Source organism: Algoriphagus lacus, assembly GCF_003583985.1.
GTDB lineage: Bacteria > Bacteroidota > Bacteroidia > Cytophagales > Cyclobacteriaceae > Algoriphagus > Algoriphagus lacus.
The window spans coordinates 163,033-182,776 of sequence record NZ_QXML01000006.1; the positions used below are offsets into that span (position 1 = coordinate 163,033).

Consider the following 19,744-nt stretch of genomic DNA (forward strand, 5'->3'; position numbering starts at 1 on the left):
CATGAAAGAAGAATTAAAAGTCTTTATTTTCCGGCTTTGGCCAATTTTCCTTCTACTGCTCGGGTTTCCCTTGTTGAGTTTTGGGATTTGGTATTTTACTCCAGGGAAATCATTTGAAATCCTGGTTATTGATAAGACAGTCCGAGACAAAACTTATCAGGAACACCGTAGTATTTTCTGGATCCTTGACCACTCTAAATACAAGAATTCAGGAGGAGAGTTTTATCAATCCGACCGTGATTATTTGGGTTTTTTCCCGAATGAAAAACCGGATTACGGGACAAGTAAGGACCTTGTTGGTAAATCAGAAGAAGAAATCCGTGAATTGGTGTCCAAGACAGATTTGGTTTACCTCGCTGATTCTTATGGGGTTTATGAGAGCGATTTTTCTGTAGAAAAGCAGGATGAACTAAGCAAAAAAGTCTATGGAGGCTTGGATTATTCGGACATTCAACTCCTTCGGATGGCCAAAGAAGAGGGAAAAGTGATCGTGGCTGAATACAATTCCATTGCATCTCCAACTCCAAAAGCAATTCGGACCGAGTTTGAAAACCTAATGGGTGTAAAATGGACCGGATGGATCGGAAGGTATTTCGATGAGTTGGATACCCTTGCAAACGGAGATATTCCTACCTGGATGGTCCGCCAGTTTCAAGCCCAACATGGAGCCTGGAACCTTGCTGGTCCGGGACTAATTTTCATCAAAGAAACAGGTGAAATTGAAGCTTTTCTCTATCAAACTGACTTCCAAAATAAAACCCCACTGATCCGTACCCAAAAAGTCAACAAACATGGATATAGCCTTCCTGAGGTTGTTCCCTATCCGGATTGGTTTGATGTGGTATTGATTGAGAGAGAATATCAGGTAATTTCCTATTATGACATCAATCCCACCTCTGAAGGATTGCAGCGATTGCGCGCTATGGGGCTGCCCAGGTTTTTCCCGGCAGCAGTGGTAAGAAAACTCGAAAAAGGAAGTCAATACTACTTTGCAGGTGATTTTTCAGACATGCGGGGCGAATTGGGTTCACCAAAATTTGCAGGAGTGCCTGCCTTGTGGAGAGGGCTTTACGTGGTAGCGGATTATACTGATCGCCAAAGCTTTTTCTGGAATTATTATTACCCGCTTCTCAATCAGGTTTTTGAAAATTCCCGACCTGAAAAAGATTGATTACTTGTTGGCGGTCAGGGGAGGAGGAAGCAGTTTTCTGGTTTGCACCATGTAACTGTTTTTGTTTTTAAACTCTTCAAATTCTCCGGTCAGTCTGTTCAACGCATCAGGATCTTCGATTGGATCAATATTCAATCCGTCAGTTACCAAAAAGACCTGTCCATCTGAAAGGAAAAATTCTCCATGGATATAGTCTACCAATTGGTTTTTGTTTCGCATCAATGGCATTGCGATGAGAGATTGAAAAGTACGGGCGGTATCCAAGACCTGCCCTTGCCAGATGACTTCCTCAGGAAGGCTGATTCCGTTCTGTTTTTCCAGAAGTGCCAGTAGCGAAGGGGTAATTTCGTAGTGACTGGAGACTCCTTTGAAGTAGTCCCGCCGCTTCAAAAGTGGTGAATAAATCATCAAAGGAACATGAAACCTGTCTAGCCTGGAGGCCATCGGTACCTCCGGCAAACGGTGATCCCCTGTGATTACAAAGATGGTGTTTGCAAACTCAGGGCGCTTTTTATATTCTTCAAAAAACAGCTTGATGGCATCATCAGCATACAAGACCGTCATGTAAATGTCCTCATAGGCCAGATATTCGGTAATCTGATCGGCATTTAATCCTAGGGTATTGGAAAGGTGGGACCGTAGTTTTTGCTGATAAAAATCCCGCTCAGGAACAATGTATGGGTCGTGCGAGGTCTGGGTTTGGAAGATTCTGACCTGAGGAGCTTCTCGATCTGTTGGTAGTTTTTGAATTCCGTTGATGAAAAGTTCTTTATCGGAATAGCCCCAGGAAAATCCGTTTTTGGATGGGGCTTTTTGAAATCCTGGTAAAAAAGTGGACTCATCTTCCAGTTGGACGGGTTTCTGGTACTCCAGGAAATCGGCCACATGATCGAATTTTCTGTCTGCCCCAATGAAATAACGAACTTCATACCCATTGTCCCGAAGCACGCTGAGTAGGGAATTATGGTAAGGAAACTCATCATAAAGCTCCAAAAATCCCTTTTCACCAAAGGGAAGGCCTCCAAAAACCCCCGGTAATAATCCGAAAGTCCGGCCTGTAGACGAAAGTGCATTGGTCCACACTAAGCTGTGCTGCTCCAGAGAATCTAGAAAAGGGGTAAAACTTCCCAAGTAGGCGTCTTTTCCAGAATAGGCTTTCCCCAAACTTTCCACGAAAATAAAGACGATGTCCGGAGCTTGTTCGAGTGTATCGAAAAAAGGGCTTAAGACATCCGGGTACTCATTTTTGTGAAGGAAAGGAAATTCATCATTGGTGAATTCTTTTTTGACAATCAAATCGTCGTTGGTTCCACGCAGATAGAAATCGAAGTAAAATTCTCCCCCATACATCCAATAGTCAAACGCTTCCTCGGTTAGGAAACGGGATTTGTTCAGCTCCACATTTCGTCGGGTTTCGCTAGCTCCGGTACTGATCATTTGAGGGAATAATGTAATTCCCAGTACTCCTGCGTAAAGGATTCCTGTCAGAATCAAGTAGGTGTTCATCCCAAACTTGAACAATCGGGTTCCCAGGTAAAGTAGACCCAGAATAAAGGCCGAGAAAAGACCTCCCAGGATCAGGTTTACCGCATTCAGTTGCCCAGAGGCAGAAACCGTCAGAATCAGGTCATTCCAACTGTAAGCAAATAGATCTTTTCCAAGTGGCAGGAGAGTTTTCAAAAAATAGAAAATCAAAGCCAGATGAACAATCAGGACTATTGTCAGGGTAATCTGAAGGAGGACCTTGGAAATTTTGGTCGAGACCAAACTGATCGTCACATGAAGAATAAAAAGCAGGCCAAGTAAGTAAAGATTCCATCCCAAATCCTGGAACATACCGAACCCGATCACTTCGCTGGGAGTAAAATCAAGAACATGCGTTTGAAATACCAGGAAGATTTCAGCAATCCTAAACAAGGTCATCAACAGGATATAAATCAGGGCCATACCCCAAAAAATTCTCAAAATTGCCAGGATTCTAGCGGGTAAGGTGGAACGGATTTCAGCCTTTTGGGCCATAAAATGTGATGAAGTTTTTAGAGTGACACGGAAAATATAAGGCAAAATCGGGTATCTTCCACGGTCATTTTCACTTTATGAGTAAATCGGATTTGTTGTTGGAGCTTTACTCCAATCTTAGTACGACAGGAGCCCTTACCTTTAGCTCCAAAGCCTTGGTTAATAAGATGCTTTCCTACACAGACTTAGCTCATTCTGAGCTGGTGGTTGAGTTGGGAGGAGGAGACGGAAGCATCACTCAGGGTATCCTTGATCGACTTGCCCCAAGTGCAGAATTATTGGTTTTCGAGATAAACCGATCGTTTTGTGATGCAATGGAAAAGCAATTTCCACAGTCCAATGTTAGGATTATTTGTGATTCTGCAGAGAATTTGGATAAGTACCTATCAGGGAGAAAGGCCGACTATGTATTGTCCTCTTTGCCTTTCAGCTTAATCTCCAAGGAAGCCACTGAGCAGATCCTGATTCATTCCAAAAACTCCCTCACCCCAAAAGGAAAATTCATTCAGATCTGCTACTCCTATCTTCTCAAAAAACTGTTTAAGAAGTACTTCAATCAGGTAGAGGCTAAGTTTACCATTCGAAATATTCCTCCTGCTTTTGTGATGATTTGCCATTAAAATCGGTCGGATGGAGGTACTCCGCACAGCTATCTTGGATTTTTGCAGAAGGAGAAAGGGCAAAGCGTTCAGCCCCTCTGATGTAGTGAAACAACTTTTTCCGGAAGACTGGGAGATGTTCATTCCGGAAGTGACTGAAGTCATGATGGAATTGTATCGGGAAGGAGTGATCGAAGTGACCCAAAATGGAGTTCCGATTGACCCTCAAAGTTCCCCAACAGAGTATGTCCAGATTCAGGGTATTTCCAAACCAAAGTGATAAACCTGATGTTCCCTTTCTAAAATTTGGCTATGAGCGATAAATTGAATCTTCCAAAAACCAGTCTTGAAGTGCCGGCAGGTTTGGAGTTGATCACCCTTGGCGGGGGGTGTTTTTGGTGCACGGAGGCTGTATTTCAGCGATTGGAGGGGGTGGAAAAAGTCGTTTCAGGTTATGCTGGCGGCATTGTCGAAAACCCTACTTACAGACAGATCTGTACCGGTACGACTGGTCATGCAGAAGTGATCGAGGTGTACTTCGATCCCAAAAAGATCAGTCTGGAAAGCATTTTGGAGGTTTTTTGGGCAACCCATGATCCCACCACACTAAACAGGCAAGGTGCAGACGTCGGACCACAGTACCGCTCCGCTATTTTTTTCAATGATGAAAAACAGGAAACTGTTGCCACAAGGATGAAAAAAGAACTGGATGAATCCGGAGTTTTTGACAAATCCATCGTAACGGAAATCACCCCATTTTCCAATTTCTATCCTGCGGAAAATTACCATCAGGACTACTTCAACCTGAACGGGATGCAGCCCTATTGTCAGTTTGTGGTTAAACCAAAAGTGGATAAGCTAAAGAAGTATTTTGCTGATAAGCTGAAGATAAAAACAAATTAAGAATGGTTTTGAGTCTTCGAAGCAAGGCCTCCAGCTTATTCCACTTGGAATTACTGGGTCTATTTCAGCCGAAAAATCCTATTTTTGTTGAATTTAACCTTTTTGAAAGACGATGAAAAGAACCAGAGCACAAGAGTCCAGAGCCGCGATCGAGCGATTGTATATCACCATGCGCCACCTGTTTAACCGGGGAAGCTACAAACCGATGGGGATTTCCGGCGAAGGATTGGTCAATGCCCTGATGGTCTTGAGCCCGGAGATCTATGGTTCGGTGACTGACCCAGAGAAGATCGAACTGGACGGTCTGCTCTATGTCATGGAGCGGTTGCCCAGGGGAATCGAAGAATGCCGCTATGTTCGCCTGATCAGCAGGGAAGGCTACGAAACTTCGCATTTGCAGGCTATTGTTCCAGCCAAACGGAAGCGAAATTGCTACCGCCTGGATGATCAGATCATGTACGTGGAAATGACCCGGGGCCGCTCGGACATTTATGACATCCTGACTCACCTCACGTTCCTCTACATCGAATCCCGAAAAATCCTTCGAAACAGTACTGATCCAAAAGGTAAAATCTCTCCTAACTGGACTATGTTGGAAGAGTTTGTCAGAAAAGAACAGATCGGGGAGGAATTCGATAAGGAATGTGCAAGTGCCTACCTAAGTCATCTCATCGGCAGGACCTTTGAAGAAACGGTCAAAGCTGTGGATAAATTTGCCAAGAGCTCCAATTCCAACAGTCTGTTTTCGATCATTTATCACATGGGAAAACTGGCCTTGGATGAATCCACACAAAGCCTGGATAGGGAAATCAGCTTTTCGGCCACTTTGCGGGAACGAATCGGTCACCATGTTTATGGCGAACTCTGGGCTGATCGGATCAAGGAAACCTTGCTCAACCTAAACCTGATCCGACGTCCGATCCATATAATTTCTGCCAACCTCCATAGCGTTCTCAATACGATTTACGCCCATCAGGTTTTGAATTCCAAAACCTACGAGGAAATCGAGGAGATTGCGATGGATATTTCGGTAAAAGCCAAAAATAACCAAGGCAAAAAGATCCGGGAATATGCCGAAAAACATGGTTTTATCGACTTGCCGGATGAATCTGGAACAAATATCGGAGCACAGATTATCGATACCGCCTGGCTGGAAAAGTCAACCTTGCTTCCTGGTATCGAGTTGCCGGACGAAAAAGATAAAAGGCCGGTTTTTGTGGTGATGGATTATGCCTTTGGTGAGCAAGCCTACGAGTGTTTTGACGAGCTGCTGAAGCCTTATTCCAAAGACGGGAAAAAGTATCCTCTCAATGTGATATCCACTTCCATCATGGGCAAGGCTGGAATTCTTCACGGAGGAAAGGGAGACCTGATGGTTCCCAATGCGCACGTTTTTGAGGGAACTGCCGATAATTATCCTTTCCGAAATGAGCTGAAAAAGGCTGACTTCGAAGGCTATGGATTGGGAGTTTACGAAGGATCTATGATTACAGTGCTGGGAACTTCCCTTCAAAACAGGGACATTCTCACTTACTTCATGGAATCTTCCTGGAAGGCCGTAGGTCTTGAAATGGAAGGTGCACATTACCAAAAAGCAATTCAAAGTGCCTCCAAAATCCGTGGCAGCATCCGATCCAATGTCAAAGTCTTGTATGCCTACTACGCATCAGACAATCCTTTGGAAACCGGTAGCACACTGGCATCCGGAGCCTTGGGCATGGAAGGGGTGAGGCCAACCTACCTGATTACGTACAAGATTCTGGAGAAACTATTCAAATAATCCGATTGGGTTGAAATCAAAAAAAGGAAGCTATCAGGCTTCCTTTTTTGATTCTAAGAAATACGAGATATAAGGTGCGAGGCGAAGCATAATATTAATCGGTCTTCCTAACCTCCTTACTTCCTGACTTCCAAACCTCCAAATGGGCTTTTCGAGGAATCCCGCATCAGTCACCCCAAACTATGCGTCAATATCAGCCTTAGCCTCCCCAAGTTCGCCTTCCCACTTTGATACCACTGTCGTAGCAAGTCCGTTACCAAGTACGTTGGTGGCACTTCTGAACATGTCGCAGAAGTGGTCTATCGGCAGAATCAGTGCAATGCCTTCTACCGGAATATCAAACATGCCGCAGGTGGCTGCCACCACTACCAAACTCGCTCGCGGTACTCCAGCCACGCCTTTGGAGCTGAGCATCAATACCAACAGCATAGTCAATTGCGTCCCTAGATCCAGTTCAATGCCATAAACCTGCGCGATGAAAATACTCGCAAAGGTCATGTACATCATGCTGCCGTCGAGGTTGAAGGAATAGCCAAGGGGAAGAATGAAGGAAACGATTTTGTCTTTGCATCCAAATTTCTCCAGTTCCTCGGTGATTTTAGGGAAAACGGCTTCCGAACTGGTTGTACTGAAGGCAATGACCATCGGAGAGGCCAGGCGCTTCAGCAAATCAAACAAGCGGTTCCCAAGCAGGATGTATCCAACCAATAGAAGAATCACCCAAAGCACTGCAATACCCACCAAAAATGCTCCGAAATACTTGGCGTAGGTCACCAGAATATCCAATCCTCGGGTGGCAATCACAGCGGAGATCGCCCCGAAAACCCCAAGAGGAGCGGTTAGCATGACATAGCCAACCATTTTCAATACGACATGGGCAATGGTATCCAATGCTTTGGTCAATCCCTGTCCTTTTTCTCCCAACCCGGCCAAGCCTATTCCAAAAAAGATCGAGAAAATTACCAGCTGGAGGATTTCATTGGTGGCCATCGCCTCGATTACACTCTTAGGGACGATATGCTCCACGAAGTTCTGCAGCGAAAATCCTTTTGTCTTTCCTGCCACATCTTCCACTCCGGAGGTATCGGTAATTGTCAGGTTCATGCCTACTCCAGGCTCAAAGAAATTGACCATGACTAAACCAATCAGCAGTGAAATTAGGGATGCGGTAAAGAACCAAAGCAGGGCTTTTCCACCCACACGACCCACTGCACCGAGATCTCCGAGTTTTGCAATTCCGACTACCAAGGTACTGAAGACCAGCGGCGCAATGATCATCTGCACCAAGCGGATGAAGATTGTAGCCAAAAGTTTGATATTCGTACTGTAGGACTCAATCAGGCCGGTATTGCCACTTTTGTTGATAAAAATACCCACTACGATACCGAGCACCATTGCCCCGATAATGTAGATCGTTAGCTTATTATTTTTCATAAAGGTATAATTGGGTAATCAGGGTAATCGCTGTCTGTGGCGCAAAGTAAAAGAAATGTGGGGAATCGCCTAGATTTTGGGAGCGATACGGTGATTCTTTCGGTCAGCGGTCAATTCCAAGGAAGGGGATGCCTACTTTTTGTCCACCCGGGTGGAGTGAAGCATGTCCAGTCTCCAGCCTTTATCGGTTCGGATGGCAGTGGCGCTTTCCAGCCAGTAGAGTTCTCTAACTACCTGTCCGTTTTGGGTGATGGTCGCATAGTTGTGATAAGCTACCCAAGCCCTGTTGCCCTCGATGACAGTTTGGATAAACTCAAAGCGGTTGGTGCGGGTAGGTCGATTTTGGTTTTGTTTTGCCCGACTGAGATATCCTCGGATGAATTCCATATCCCAGAGTTCGCCGTGTTCGAGCAGGATAAAATCGGAAGTGTAGAAATCGCCCAACTGATTGGCATCAAATTCAGAGAAGATGGCATCAAAGGAATTCTGAATCAAGTCCTGAACTGCTTTTTCGTCAGATGAAACTGAATTTTGGGCAAAAGCAGCGAATTGAATCAGGATTAGGCAAAGGGTAAGGCGAATGGATTTCATATGTTGGATGAAAATTGGGTATGGAATGATTCGAAAATAACCAGGTATTAATTAAGATCCTCCTTTTTCAGGGTTGGTTTCTGTGAATGATTTTCCGGATCAGGTGGCCATGAAAACTATAAGCAAACAGCCCAGAGTCCAAAAGGCGATTCGAGTAAAAACGTAAAAGGAATCGTAAATCTGAATTTCCATGTTCCTCTTCAGCTATTCTAGCAATTACGTACATCGTTGTCCGGGATTTCGGGAGGCATACCAAGCAACCAAATAGTCCAAACTCTGGCAAATCGTGCCAAGTCGGAATGCTTTCTAAGATAATTCAGGGAATTGTAATCGTAAATGGAATAGGAAGGGAGGATTCCCAATCCTTTGGGGAGATTTTTCATCGAAAAGATCATTCGGGTACTTTCTGCCCAGTCCAGTGTTTTGTTGATCGTGATTTCTGCCAAATCCATCCAAGGGTGAGATGCTTCATCCCAAGCCCGGCAGCAGTTAAAGACCTCGGGATCATCGTCATCGGATGCCTCATGAAGCTGTATTTGCAGTTTGTAGCGGACAGGTGCCTCTCGAACCCGTTCTTCATATTCCTCTTTAAGATAATTTCTACTTCTGGTTTCTCCGGGCAAAATCCGTTGATTTTCGCTGGGTAAGATCAAGTCATACTCATCCAGTAGTCCTGTTTCGGGTATAGGTTCGGCAGGAACGGACCGATACTTGGCATAGCGCAAGACTTGATCTTCGGCTTTGTAAAGCAGGGGTGTCTGGGAATAATACTTCAGATTCGAAAAAGAGGTGGGATTTCGCCGCATGCCTACTTTTGCACCTTGTACACCGGCAGGATAGCGGCGGTAATACTCCTCATACTGTACCCCAAACCGGGTTTTCTTGTATTTCGCAAATCTGAAAAAACTGGCAATTGACCAGAAAAGGGCCGTTTCTCCTGTATTCATTTCGAGATCCATAGGACTTTTGAAGCGACTGTCAGCCATCTTGACAGCCATGCTACGTACCACACGCATTGCATCATCCATGAAGGAGGCTGCACCGTGACGTATCCGGCAGGGCATGGTTTTACCGGGAACAAAAAACGGATGGAGGGGGAACTCAGGATTGTCCACAAATCGGATCGATCCAGTGGCAGCAATGCCATTGTTATGAGACATTTTTTTGCGATACAGGATACTTCCAAAAATGGTAAGTAACAGAGTAAAAAACTTCGTAGCTAACCATACTGAGATCCGACCAAAAAACCTTCGGATGGCAGTTTGAAGCAGCTTAAGGATCGGAATCCGGTTGGATCTCATGGTTGGGTAAGGTTAAATAGTTATTCGGGATTGAATGATGTCGATGTCGAGACCTAGCTCCTCAAATTGACTTCGATGCGATTCAAGGCGATTTTGCAGGTCTGGAGGCACATCTCCGTCTTCATTGGCTATGATAAATCCATAGCCCGTACGGGAAAGTAAGTTGCTCCACCACATCATTTGGGTGGATCGGGTGAGATCCGGAGCAATGGAATAATCCGTCTCGGGTCCCAGGACTCCATCGGGTCCATTCCCAAAACGCAACCCCAAACTACAGTAGAGTACCTCTCCGATGTCATCATACTGCTTGGAGTTGGACCAAGTGTGTCCAAATGTGGCCTGATAAATCATGTAGGTGCAGGCTTGCTTGAGGAGGTCTATGTCGGATTCTGTCACGGCATGCCCATCCTGCTTAGTCGTGATCCGTGACACTGCCTTGGGAATCCCATCCACCATAGGCCTTTCTCCTGTCAAGTCCATCCGGTGCCCGCGCTGATACCAGTCTGTATTTTCCTTCAGTTTTCCATTTCCCTCGAGAAGTGCATGCTGGAGGTAATTGCAGAGAAAAGCCGGAACGCTCTTGTTGACCAGATCCTCCGAAAAACAGTACAGCTCAAACCAATGCTCCAGAATGGCAGCACGGTTGTCAGGTTGATCGATGTAACCTTCTACAAAATCCCACACAATCTTCCAGAATAAATTTCCAGCTTTGGCAGCCGTGTGGGCTTCACTGATAGGTTGCATGGGCTTGAATCCCCTCCAGTCCAAGGTTCCCATTACTTTGTAGATCAGCTGATTGATTCCTTTGGGGGTCAGGGCACAGGCTGAAGTGATGTATCCATTGCCGACCAAAATCCGGTCTGCAGTATGGTTTAGCAGTACAACAGAACGCAAAAAGGATTTGAGCAACCCCGAGATCGGATTGAGTCGGAGGTTTCGGAAGCAGGCAATCGCATACTGCTCAATATTCAGGTGCGTACCTGAAAAGTGGTGCGCCAACTCTGCGTGCAGTGCTGCACTGACGCGACAAATCCGTTTAGCTGCCAACCATTTTTCTCCATCCTCAGGGGTAAATGTCCGCTTTTGTTTGGGATCACTTTCATTCTTGGTCAAGGGGCCGGTAAGGGTGATTTTCACAGGAAGGGGCAAACCATCCTCCTTCAGAGTAAACCACATGTCCACATCTGGCATGGCGTAGTGATGGAGTGTTTTATCGTAGGAACTCCAATGATGATGGACCCAATAGAGCTGGGGATTTCGGGGATCCCGGTCAAAATCACAGGCATACATCCCGTTCATCATTCTTCGCCCAAACCAATCGTCGCTCCGCGTGATGCCTGGAACGACTTTTTCCATGCATACGGTCAAGTTTTCTGGATAGTCCTCGACGATACGCTGTTGGGTCAACCCCTGATTCAGCCGAATCATGGCGATATGACGGAGCTTGACCAATTCAATGGGAACAAACTGCTTTTCGATCGCCTCGTTGTATCCCGGTGTGTAGGAGTCTGGGGCATGTCTGTCGTGATGACGAATGACCACCCTTGGAATTGGAGTATCCTGGCGGTATTCCCAATAGGATAGCTGAATTTGCTTACAAGAGTACTCAATGCCGACCAAATCTCCCTTTGAAATTTTGATGCGTTTGAATTCTTTGTATTCCGGACTGTGCTGTCCATTGGAATGAAAGTGTTCGTGTCCGGTCTGATAGACGGCAAGCCAGACTTTGGCGATGTAAAGCCGCTGGACGTAAAACAAGTCGTAGGGGATGCGGAATGCCCCATTTCGGTCAGACTTTGCTTCGTTTAGCTTGCGGTAAGCTCCCCAGTAGGTTCGGGCCCACAGCTCGATATGCATGTTGAAAACCGGGGAATCCGCTTCCTTTTTTCGAGTGCCAAAAGTCAGGTACCCCGTAATCACATGGTGTGGATTGGGTTTCCCGTATATCTTGTCGCGACGGGGAAAGACCAGACGGTTTAGGATATGGTAACGGCGTCCGGTGGCTTCATACAGTTCGATACAAAAGAGGGCAATCTGCTGAAAAAAGCCCCCGTGGGTTCTGGACCGGTGGACTTCAACCCGGTTGAAGTTTTTTAAACGGGGATGGAAGAAACTCCGCTTGGGACGGTGAGAAATCTTGGTTTTTTCCGTGCATTCGGCACAAAGCTGCGTAAGCTGAAATTGGGTTTCCCTTTTTTTTTCAGTGGTATTCATGGACCTAAATTTGAAACTCGCTATCCCATGGATGGATAGTCCTTTTAAAAATCTAATCTGATACGCGGACTCGGACTGGTTTTCGTCTTTTGGTTTCTGTATCAGTGCAGTGGCCCTGCAAAGTTTACCTAAAGTCTGATCTTTAAAAATCTGGTTAAATTCTGTCAAATCAAAATCGGTCAGAGCACTATGTCCAAGGAGCAGGGATGAAAGGGTGAGACTTAAAAAGTGCGATGTCTCTATTCTCGGAAATGGAAATTACTGGAAATAAAAAAAGCGTAGAGGCAATCTACTCGACGACGACCATTCGCCTTTGGATAAATTCGTTGGCATATCTTTTTCCCATTACCCGCTGCCCTTCCGAGTCAAAGTGAATAAAGTCGCCTTTATGGTTCAAATCCTTGGTCTTGATCAGATGGGCATAAGGATCCGTTTTTTGGTAGGCCTCCATTTTGGAATTAATCGCTTGCCAGGATTCGTCAGTCTTGGAATAGGAACCTAATCGACCCATGAAAATGGGCAGGTTGGGATTCCCGACTTCAGTTCTAAACTTCCCGAATAAGACAGCCAGTTGTTGATCGTAGATTTCGATGGTCTCCGGTGCAGCTGAATCACTTTCTCCCTGATGCCATAGGATGGCCTTGACGATTCCATGCTGTTTCCCGATCGCGGTTTTTTCCTTGAAATTGGAGAATAGAGGAACATTGCGATAGGTTTCATCGCTGATCCATTGATTGATGGCACTTCCCCCAACTGCCGTAGGAATCAGCAAAATGGAAACGCTATCAGGAATGTGCTTAAGTAATTCTTTGCCAAATGAAAGCCCGCAATCCAATCCGGTCAGGGTGGGTTCGTAGAAGTGAAGGGGTTCTTTGGCCAAGATCAACTCTCCGGTTTTGTTGATAGTCAAAATCCTAGGATCGGGAATTGTGTCCATAGGCTCGACTTTTCCCCGTCCTGCCATATTGGATTGACCGGCAAGGATAAACACCCAAAGGTTTTCTTTGGCAGGAATTACCTCCGGCTTCTCTTCCAACTTTGGGAAAAATTTGGTTCGTGGATCCTTCTGAGTGGTAGCCAGCCCAAGGAAAACAAAGAGGAGTAGGAGGTAGAGGGGGGGGGTCGTTTTCATGGTGGGGTATTTTTTGTCCAATCTCAAGATTAGCTCTTAGCTGCTACCAATTAGCGAAAAGTCCAAAATTATTAATTCAAAGCTGAAATCAATGGCTTTGGATTGAATTACAAATTCAAAAAATATAAAGGTGTAGATACAATCTACAAAAACCCTAGTCAAACGTCAAACTACACTCAGGAGGGGATTATTTGTCCTTCATTAACAACGCTAATAATTTTGATTAGAGTTCTTTCTATCATTATTAATTTTTCTGTCTGTTTCGAGTCGTCCGCCATTGCAGCTAACGGTTTGGCTATGCGCAGTGTCCATAAGGGCATTGCGTATAGGTTTTGTTGGTAGGCTTTTTATTACTTATTAATATACATATTCAATACTTATTAAAGTATTCTTGAATTTTAGTAATATCTGTTGTTCTAGTGAGAGATAACATCAGTAATATCCTTGACTTGTTTGACGGTAAATCATTGGCGATAATGATTGGTGTACCTTCTGGATTGGACCCCATTATTCTACCCTCTTTGATGCTAGAAGAAATTACAATTGGTTTGTGAGTTGCAGGCAAATTGACTATCTCGCTAATAATACCATTGCTTAGTCGTCCTCCAGCAAACGAGCTTATTACCAATCCTTGGTTTGATCGATTCATGAAAAAAGTAAGAATTTCTGAATCCAATCCAGCAAAATCCTGAACTATGTCAACTTTAGGCAAACTATCCAAGTCATAAACATTAAATTCACTTTCAAAAGTGTGAAGTTTGATAGGAGATCGATAAAAAGTTACTTTTTCTGGATCACAAAATCCAATGAACCCTAGCTCGGTAGAAGGAAATGCATCGACTCTTCTATTATTCATCTTCAATAAATCTCTCCCAGCACTGATGTTGTCATTCATAACTACCATAACTCCCATGCCAATTGCTTCCGGAGATATGCCTACTCGGACTGCATTTATTAAATTAGCTGGTCCATCAGCTGAGATTTCATTTGATGATCTCATTGATCCAACTAAAATAATCGGTATTTTGCTTTTATGTGTAAGGTTCAGAAAGAATGCTGTTTCCTCCATTGTGTCTGTACCATGTGTAATAATTACAGACTTAATTTCAGGGTTAGAATTTAGTGCATTTCTAATATGCTTCACGAGTTGGAGCCAAATTAACGGGGTCATCTTTGAAGATCCAATATTTACAAATTCATCAACTACAACAGTTGCATAATTACTAAGTTCAGGCACTGCTTGTATAAGATTATTACCTTCAATTAAAGGACCATTAGTTTTGCTTGCTATTGTGCCCCCAGTAGTTATAATTAGAACTTGAGGTTTTGTAGTGTCTTGTGAGTAAGTGGTTGACGAACAAAAAAGTAGAATGATTAGAATTGTAATTTTATTCATAAGTTAAGTATTATAAAATATTGGAAATGACTGCCAAGTTTTGTGTTTACGCAACTACTGCGTAAGACATGCCTATTTGGATGCCTTACACAATAGTTGCGGGTATTTCTGAATTGTCTGCCTCTAATCAATACCCAGCCTTAAATGGCGGAGGGCTGTCGGGGATGATTCCCTTGTAGACGTAATTGTCTTTTTTCTGCTTGAATTCGGCTTTGATTTCATTTCTCAGGGTTTCGTTTTGATACAGATCCACCATGGTCAGCAATATGTTCTCCTTTAAATTCGTGGTAGAGCCAACAATTTAGAAAATAAATATTTGTTCACGTTAAAAAATCTAACTTAGTTAAGTGCTATTCCCACTACAAATCCCACCCAAGGTTTGTTATTGTATATCCAAATATTTCTATCTTGACTAAGAAGATAATCATAGCCTAAAGCGACTCCAAAACTAGCCATACTTAGTTCGATAAAACCAGCAATTCCACCCTGAATTATCATTCCATTATATTCATCGGGTCTATTATTTCGAGTAGTAAAAGGACTAATCAACGTTGTTCCCGGACCAGCAAAAATGCCAAAATCATATCCCCGATTATTAATTTTATAATAACTCTTTCCTAAAGGGCTTAATTTACTTTTTACTTCATAGGAGTCATGCCTCCAACCAGTATATAAAGCAATGTTTAAGTCTGTAGTTAGTTGTTCAGGTAACCCATAAACAGATGGACGATATTTAAAAATAATTGAAGTAAGGTCAAAGTCCAGACTTTGCTTTTTAAATATCATCTGGTCAAAAATTAGGCTGTCAGTTGTTTTTAATGGGATGTTCAAAAATTGTTTTTGATCTACAAGTCCTTTTTTTTCTTGATAAACATTAATCTGGTCATCTGTAACATCTAAATAAACATTCTCAATATTTTTATTTTCAGATTTTAGTTTATAATATCCACTAATGAATCCATGAGTGGAAGCTTTTTCTAATGTATTACAAGAGGAGAAAAGTCCAATAACGGAAATTGAAATAATTATGTGTCTATAATTTATCTTCATAAATAATTTGAATTAATTCAAAGTAATTTATCTTTTTTATATTCTAAAATTATAATTAATTCATTTCCATAATTATTTGGAATTGCTTAATGCCTTAACGTTTTTGCTTATGCAACTACTGCTTATGGCAGCCTATTTGGATGCTTTGTGCAGTAGTTGCGACTTGTCCAGCTCAAATCAATATCCAGCCTTCAATGGCGGAGGGCCGTCCGGGATAATTCCCTTGTAGACGTAATTGCCTTTTTTCTGCTTGAATTCGGCTTTGATCTCGTTTCTCAGCGTTTCGTTTTGATACAGATCCACCATAGTCATTGCCAAGGCCTTGGCTGCATAGCCCATTCCTTTGTGTCCGATTGACATGCCGGCTGAAGCTACTACGGCCCAGGAATGCCAAGGAGTTCCGTTTGGCGCGACAGTGGCGCCCATGCGGATGGTTGGCACTACCCAGCTTACATCGCCCACATCGGTACTTCCGCCTAGGCTGTGTTCCTGAGTTTCTTCCATCGGTTTGATTTCTGAAACGATACCGATTTGAGGTTTGCCGTTTGCTTCCTGGATCTTTTTGGCGAAGTCCTGCTCTTCTTGGGTATAGGTGATCGGTCCCAAAGCTTCCAGGTTTTTCTGCATTACTGCCGAGCCGGTTCGGTTGACCAGAATCTCATGTACTCCGGAGACGAGTTTGACTTCATGGGAGACATTGGCCATGATGGCGGCTCCTTCAGCCATTTTTTCCACCTGCTTCCAGACGGGTATGAGTCCTTCGCGGCTGGTGTCACGCACTCTGACCCAGAGTCGGCTGTAATCCGGTACTACGTTGACTACTTGTCCACCGTCCTGAATGTGGTAGTGGATGCGCACGGTCGGCTTGATGTGTTCGCGGTAATAGTTGATACCCGTAGTGTAGAGTTCCAAGGCGTCGGAAGCAGAGCGTCCGTTCCAGGGATCAGCAGAAGCATGTGCGGCTTGGCCTTTGAATTCGACAATAAAGTCGACCAAGGCCAGTCCTTTTTGTACTTCAGTCTTGGTTTCGTCAGCAGGGTGCCAGTCCATCATGATATCCACATCATCCATAAGTCCGGCTCGGATCATCCAAAGTTTTCCGAAATATTTTTCCTCCGCAGGTGTACCGTAGAACCGGATGGTACCTTTCAGTTTGCCGGCAGCGATTAGGTCCTTGATGGCTGAAGCAGCTCCGAGGGAAGCGACGCCAAACAGGTTGTGACCGCAGCCATGACCCGGAGCGCCGGCATTTAGGGGGCTTTTGAATGGAACTTTGTTTTGGGAGAGGCCCGGTAGGCCGTCAAACTCGCCCATGATGCCAATGATCGGACTTCCTGAACCATACTCTGCGACAAAGGCCGTGGGGATTTCACCTACGCCTCGGGTGACTTTGAATCCGAGTTGCTCAGCATAGGCCGAAAGCGCTGCGGAGGATTGGGTCTCCTGAAAGGCAATTTCTTCAAATGCCCAAATCTTGTCACTGAGTGCTGAAAGGTCATCAAATCGGGAGTCAACGGTCTGCTGAACCGACTGCTTGAGGGGATCGGGTTTAGGGGTGGCTTTTTTCTGAGCCAAAAGGGGAGAAGCAGACAGAATCACTGCGGCTGCCAATCCCAGGTAATGTTTTTTCATATAGATTTCAGTTGGTGTTGTTGGTGATATTTGATGGGATAAGATAAGCAGGGATTTGGAAAGTGGGAATGGTTTCTAGTTGAGTATTTTCTTTATTCGGGAAATGATTGATCGTCGCTCGGAGGATTTGGTATTTTTGCCTGACTTCCCTGCTGAAAACATGGAATCTACCCATATCACCAAATCCAGAAGCTGATCATCCGAACCATGAACTTCCACTACCACCCTGACTTTGAATCCATGAGCCGAAAGGGCTTCGAACTCGTTAAGATGGATATTGACCTTAAGCCAAACCTGCTGTTTTGCGTAGCAAGCGGGGGATCTCCGTCTGGACTTTATGCCGAAATGGTTCGGGAAAAGGCAAAGAAACAAGCGTTTGGGTCAGAACTCCGAGTTATCAAACTCGATGAATGGGGTGGTTTGGAACCTGGGTCAACGTTTACCTCTGAGCATGATGTGCAAACAAAGTTTATTCAGCCGATGGGGATTTCAGATGAGCGATATTGGACTATTGATCCGTTTACCTCAGATCCGGCCGCAGCTTGCCAAAAAATGGAAGAAGAAATCCGGCGGGAAGGGCCGATTGATATTTGCATTTTGGGGATTGGGGTAAATGGACATATCGCGCTCAATGAGCCCGGAGAGGTTGCCAGGCCTGAATTTCATGTTTGCCAACTGGCAGAATCCACGCTGAACAATGGCATGATCAAATCACTGAAGCAGCCGCCGACATTTGGGATGACAATGGGGGTGGGGAATATTCTCCAGTCCAAAAGGATTTTGCTCTTTATTGCCGGATCGGGGAAGAAAGAAGCGTTTGAGCGGCTTTTAAAACCGGAAGTAAGCACCCAATTTCCAGCTTCATTGCTTTGGTTGCATCCTAATGTGGATGTGTTGGTGGATGAACGGGCGGTATAATAATTGCCATAAAGGCATGCCAATGCGGTTATTTTTTAGGCTTTGATCCTTTTCGTCTTCGTGGCTAAAAATCATTCTGCCTTTTTTGGTCTGGTATAAGGGAGCTTACAGATGCCTCATTGAAAACAGATTTTTTTGCCTGAAAGCATCACTTATTTATAACCAAGATCCAATCATTATTGAATTAGTGCCTTCTTGTCTTTGAAGCCTAAAAACAAAAAAGTCCCAAATTTCTTTGGGACTTTAATGCGGAATGGACGGGACTCGAACCCGCGACCTCCTGCGTGACAGGCAGGCATTCTAACCAGCTGAACTACCACTCCTAATGGTCAAGCTATTTACTAAATTTTTATGCGGAATGGACGGGACTCGAACCCGCGACCTCCTGCGTGACAGGCAGGCATTCTAACCAGCTGAACTACCACTCCGTTTACCTTCACTTTTGAAGTGGTGCAAAGGTAGGTAAATGATCGTTTTTAGCAATAGTACTGGAAAACAATTTTTGCAGAAGAATCTATCTGATTCTATTTCAGCAGAATAATTTCCATACTTCAACCTTCCTTGGATTATAAGACTGAGGTTTGTCGGTATGGGATATTCACTATCTTTGCCATTCCCAAAAATCACCAAAATGGTATTAGAATTCGAAAAACCCATTGCTGATTTAGAGCAAAAACTTCAAGAGATGAAAGACCTTGCCAAGGGTCGAAATATTGACCTGAGCAGTGATATTGATTCTTTGGAAGATAAAATCCTTGCTTTGAAAAAAGAGACGTTTGAAAACCTCACCCGCTGGCAGCGAGTGCAGCTTTCCAGACATGCGGATCGTCCGTATGCCCTGGATTACATCTACGAAATCACCAATGACTTCATTGAGATTCACGGCGACAGAAGTGTGAAAGATGATAAAGCCATGGTAGGCGGACTGGGAGACATCGATGGGCGTACCGTGATGTTTATCGGTCAGCAAAAAGGAAGAAACACTAAACAACGGCAGGAACGCAACTTCGGTATGGCAAATCCGGAAGGATACCGCAAAGCCCTCCGATTGATGAAAATGGCTGAGAAATTCGGCAAACCTATCGTGACTTTGATTGACACTCCGGGAGCATTTCCGGGTTTGGAAGCCGAGGAAAGAGGTCAGGGAGAAGCCATTGCCAGAAACCTGAAAGAAATGTTTATGCTGAAAGTTCCGGTCATTTGCATTATTATCGGTGAAGGTGCCTCAGGCGGAGCTTTGGGTATTGCGATCGGTGATCGCGTTTTCATGCTGGAAAACACCTGGTATTCCGTTATTTCTCCTGAATCCTGTTCTTCCATTCTCTGGAGATCATGGGATTACAAAGAGCAAGCTGCTGAAGCCCTAAAGCTGACAGCAAAAGATATGAAAGGCAATGGTCTGGTAGATGATATCATTCCTGAGCCACTCGGAGGTGCTCACAAGGATCTCAAGTGGATGGCAAAAACCATCAAGGAAGCTATTCTTCATTCGCTTAAGGAATTGGATAAAATGAAGCCTGAAAAGCGAATCGAGCAACGCATAGAGAAATTCTGCTCTATGGGCGTCGTGGTGGAGTGATAATTTGAAATTAAAAATTTGAGAT

17 protein-coding genes and 2 tRNA genes are annotated in these 19,744 nt (G+C 44.4%); 7 read left to right on the forward strand and 12 right to left on the reverse strand.

Annotation, left to right across the window (positions count from 1 at the left end; translation table 11 throughout):
- Position 1 precedes the first annotated feature (1 nt).
- Positions 2–1,171 carry a hypothetical protein gene (locus tag D0X99_RS13080; RefSeq protein WP_119478286.1) on the forward strand — a complete coding sequence of 390 codons (1,170 nt, stop codon included), beginning with the start codon at positions 2–4 and terminating at the stop codon, positions 1,169–1,171.
- Here the strand turns inward: D0X99_RS13080 and D0X99_RS13085 are convergent, their stop codons facing one another.
- Positions 1,172–3,190, reverse strand: coding sequence for an LTA synthase family protein (locus tag D0X99_RS13085; protein WP_119478287.1), 2,019 nt, complete (start codon positions 3,188–3,190; stop codon positions 1,172–1,174). It abuts the gene before it with no gap.
- A 77-nt stretch (positions 3,191–3,267) separates the two neighbouring features.
- Between D0X99_RS13085 and D0X99_RS13090 the strand changes: the two genes are divergently transcribed.
- The 4 genes from D0X99_RS13090 (at position 3,268) to D0X99_RS13105 (ending at position 6,472) form a co-directional block, all read left to right on the forward strand.
- Positions 3,268–3,810, forward strand: a complete 543-nt coding sequence (locus D0X99_RS13090; RefSeq protein ID WP_119478288.1) for a class I SAM-dependent methyltransferase — start codon at positions 3,268–3,270, stop codon at positions 3,808–3,810.
- A 10-nt stretch (positions 3,811–3,820) separates the two neighbouring features.
- The gene (locus D0X99_RS13095; protein WP_119478289.1) at positions 3,821–4,069 is read left to right on the forward strand and encodes a DUF3253 domain-containing protein; all 249 of its coding nucleotides are present in this window, start codon (positions 3,821–3,823) and stop codon (positions 4,067–4,069) included.
- Between the two features lie 32 nt (positions 4,070–4,101).
- The gene (gene msrA / locus D0X99_RS13100; protein WP_119478290.1) at positions 4,102–4,692 is read left to right on the forward strand and encodes a peptide-methionine (S)-S-oxide reductase MsrA; all 591 of its coding nucleotides are present in this window, start codon (positions 4,102–4,104) and stop codon (positions 4,690–4,692) included.
- Positions 4,693–4,804: 112 nt separating this feature from the next.
- On the forward strand, positions 4,805–6,472 hold the full coding sequence (locus tag D0X99_RS13105) for a DUF6909 family protein (RefSeq protein WP_119478291.1): 1,668 nt from the start codon (positions 4,805–4,807) through the stop codon (positions 6,470–6,472).
- Positions 6,473–6,652: 180 nt separating this feature from the next.
- On the opposite strand, the gene D0X99_RS13110 is transcribed toward D0X99_RS13105, so the two are convergent.
- The 9 genes from D0X99_RS13110 to D0X99_RS13145 form a co-directional block, all read right to left on the reverse strand.
- Complete coding sequence (locus D0X99_RS13110) at positions 6,653–7,906, reverse strand: dicarboxylate/amino acid:cation symporter (RefSeq protein ID WP_119478292.1); 1,254 nt, start codon at positions 7,904–7,906, stop codon at positions 6,653–6,655.
- A 132-nt stretch (positions 7,907–8,038) separates the two neighbouring features.
- Complete coding sequence (locus tag D0X99_RS13115) at positions 8,039–8,497, reverse strand: DUF4440 domain-containing protein (RefSeq protein ID WP_233553718.1); 459 nt, start codon at positions 8,495–8,497, stop codon at positions 8,039–8,041.
- A gap of 209 nt (positions 8,498–8,706) precedes the next feature.
- Positions 8,707–9,798 (reverse strand): catalase family protein, encoded by a 1,092-nt coding sequence (locus tag D0X99_RS13120; RefSeq protein WP_119478294.1) that lies wholly within the window; start codon positions 9,796–9,798, stop codon positions 8,707–8,709.
- A gap of 12 nt (positions 9,799–9,810) precedes the next feature.
- On the reverse strand, positions 9,811–12,012 hold the full coding sequence (locus D0X99_RS13125; protein WP_147392229.1) for a lipoxygenase family protein: 2,202 nt from the start codon (positions 12,010–12,012) through the stop codon (positions 9,811–9,813).
- A gap of 289 nt (positions 12,013–12,301) precedes the next feature.
- Positions 12,302–13,144 (reverse strand): sialate O-acetylesterase, encoded by an 843-nt coding sequence (locus D0X99_RS13130; protein ID WP_119478443.1) that lies wholly within the window; start codon positions 13,142–13,144, stop codon positions 12,302–12,304.
- A 370-nt stretch (positions 13,145–13,514) separates the two neighbouring features.
- Positions 13,515–14,540 (reverse strand): asparaginase, encoded by a 1,026-nt coding sequence (locus tag D0X99_RS13135; protein WP_119478296.1) that lies wholly within the window; start codon positions 14,538–14,540, stop codon positions 13,515–13,517.
- Positions 14,541–14,667: 127 nt separating this feature from the next.
- Positions 14,668–14,796: a hypothetical protein gene (locus D0X99_RS20695; protein ID WP_262696724.1), complete on the reverse strand. Its 129-nt coding sequence runs from the start codon at positions 14,794–14,796 to the stop codon at positions 14,668–14,670.
- Between the two features lie 83 nt (positions 14,797–14,879).
- The gene (locus D0X99_RS13140; RefSeq protein WP_119478297.1) at positions 14,880–15,590 is read right to left on the reverse strand and encodes a hypothetical protein; all 711 of its coding nucleotides are present in this window, start codon (positions 15,588–15,590) and stop codon (positions 14,880–14,882) included.
- Positions 15,591–15,767: 177 nt separating this feature from the next.
- Positions 15,768–17,222, reverse strand: coding sequence for an amidohydrolase (locus D0X99_RS13145; protein WP_119478298.1), 1,455 nt, complete (start codon positions 17,220–17,222; stop codon positions 15,768–15,770).
- Positions 17,223–17,429: 207 nt separating this feature from the next.
- On the opposite strand from D0X99_RS13145, the gene D0X99_RS13150 reads away from it, so the two are divergent.
- Positions 17,430–18,140 (forward strand): 6-phosphogluconolactonase, encoded by a 711-nt coding sequence (locus tag D0X99_RS13150; protein ID WP_119478299.1) that lies wholly within the window; start codon positions 17,430–17,432, stop codon positions 18,138–18,140.
- Positions 18,141–18,389: 249 nt separating this feature from the next.
- On the opposite strand, the gene D0X99_RS13155 is transcribed toward D0X99_RS13150, so the two are convergent.
- Together D0X99_RS13155 and D0X99_RS13160 are read right to left on the reverse strand one after the other, a co-directional pair.
- A tRNA-Asp gene (locus tag D0X99_RS13155) sits at positions 18,390–18,463 on the reverse strand.
- 31 nt (positions 18,464–18,494) lie between these two features.
- Positions 18,495–18,568 (reverse strand) — tRNA-Asp (locus tag D0X99_RS13160).
- A gap of 203 nt (positions 18,569–18,771) precedes the next feature.
- Between D0X99_RS13160 and D0X99_RS13165 the strand changes: the two genes are divergently transcribed.
- Positions 18,772–19,719, forward strand: a complete 948-nt coding sequence (locus tag D0X99_RS13165; RefSeq protein ID WP_119478444.1) for an acetyl-CoA carboxylase carboxyltransferase subunit alpha — start codon at positions 18,772–18,774, stop codon at positions 19,717–19,719.
- Positions 19,720–19,744: the final 25 nt, after the last annotated feature.

Coding starts and splice junctions, on each gene's coding strand:
- D0X99_RS13080 (WP_119478286.1), top strand. CDS start 2: ATGAAAGAAGAATTAAAAGTCTTTATTTTCCGGCTTTGGCCAATTTTC.
- D0X99_RS13085 (WP_119478287.1), bottom strand. CDS start 3,190: ATGGCCCAAAAGGCTGAAATCCGTTCCACCTTACCCGCTAGAATCCTG.
- D0X99_RS13090 (WP_119478288.1), top strand. CDS start 3,268: ATGAGTAAATCGGATTTGTTGTTGGAGCTTTACTCCAATCTTAGTACG.
- D0X99_RS13095 (WP_119478289.1), top strand. CDS start 3,821: ATGGAGGTACTCCGCACAGCTATCTTGGATTTTTGCAGAAGGAGAAAG.
- msrA (WP_119478290.1), top strand. CDS start 4,102: ATGAGCGATAAATTGAATCTTCCAAAAACCAGTCTTGAAGTGCCGGCA.
- D0X99_RS13105 (WP_119478291.1), top strand. CDS start 4,805: ATGAAAAGAACCAGAGCACAAGAGTCCAGAGCCGCGATCGAGCGATTG.
- D0X99_RS13110 (WP_119478292.1), bottom strand. CDS start 7,906: ATGAAAAATAATAAGCTAACGATCTACATTATCGGGGCAATGGTGCTC.
- D0X99_RS13115 (WP_233553718.1), bottom strand. CDS start 8,497: ATGAAATCCATTCGCCTTACCCTTTGCCTAATCCTGATTCAATTCGCT.
- D0X99_RS13120 (WP_119478294.1), bottom strand. CDS start 9,798: ATGAGATCCAACCGGATTCCGATCCTTAAGCTGCTTCAAACTGCCATC.
- D0X99_RS13125 (WP_147392229.1), bottom strand. CDS start 12,012: ATGAATACCACTGAAAAAAAAAGGGAAACCCAATTTCAGCTTACGCAG.
- D0X99_RS13130 (WP_119478443.1), bottom strand. CDS start 13,144: ATGAAAACGACCCCCCCCCTCTACCTCCTACTCCTCTTTGTTTTCCTT.
- D0X99_RS13135 (WP_119478296.1), bottom strand. CDS start 14,540: ATGAATAAAATTACAATTCTAATCATTCTACTTTTTTGTTCGTCAACC.
- D0X99_RS20695 (WP_262696724.1), bottom strand. CDS start 14,796: ATGGTGGATCTGTATCAAAACGAAACCCTGAGAAATGAAATCAAAGCC.
- D0X99_RS13140 (WP_119478297.1), bottom strand. CDS start 15,590: ATGAAGATAAATTATAGACACATAATTATTTCAATTTCCGTTATTGGA.
- D0X99_RS13145 (WP_119478298.1), bottom strand. CDS start 17,222: ATGAAAAAACATTACCTGGGATTGGCAGCCGCAGTGATTCTGTCTGCT.
- D0X99_RS13150 (WP_119478299.1), top strand. CDS start 17,430: ATGAACTTCCACTACCACCCTGACTTTGAATCCATGAGCCGAAAGGGC.
- D0X99_RS13165 (WP_119478444.1), top strand. CDS start 18,772: ATGGTATTAGAATTCGAAAAACCCATTGCTGATTTAGAGCAAAAACTT.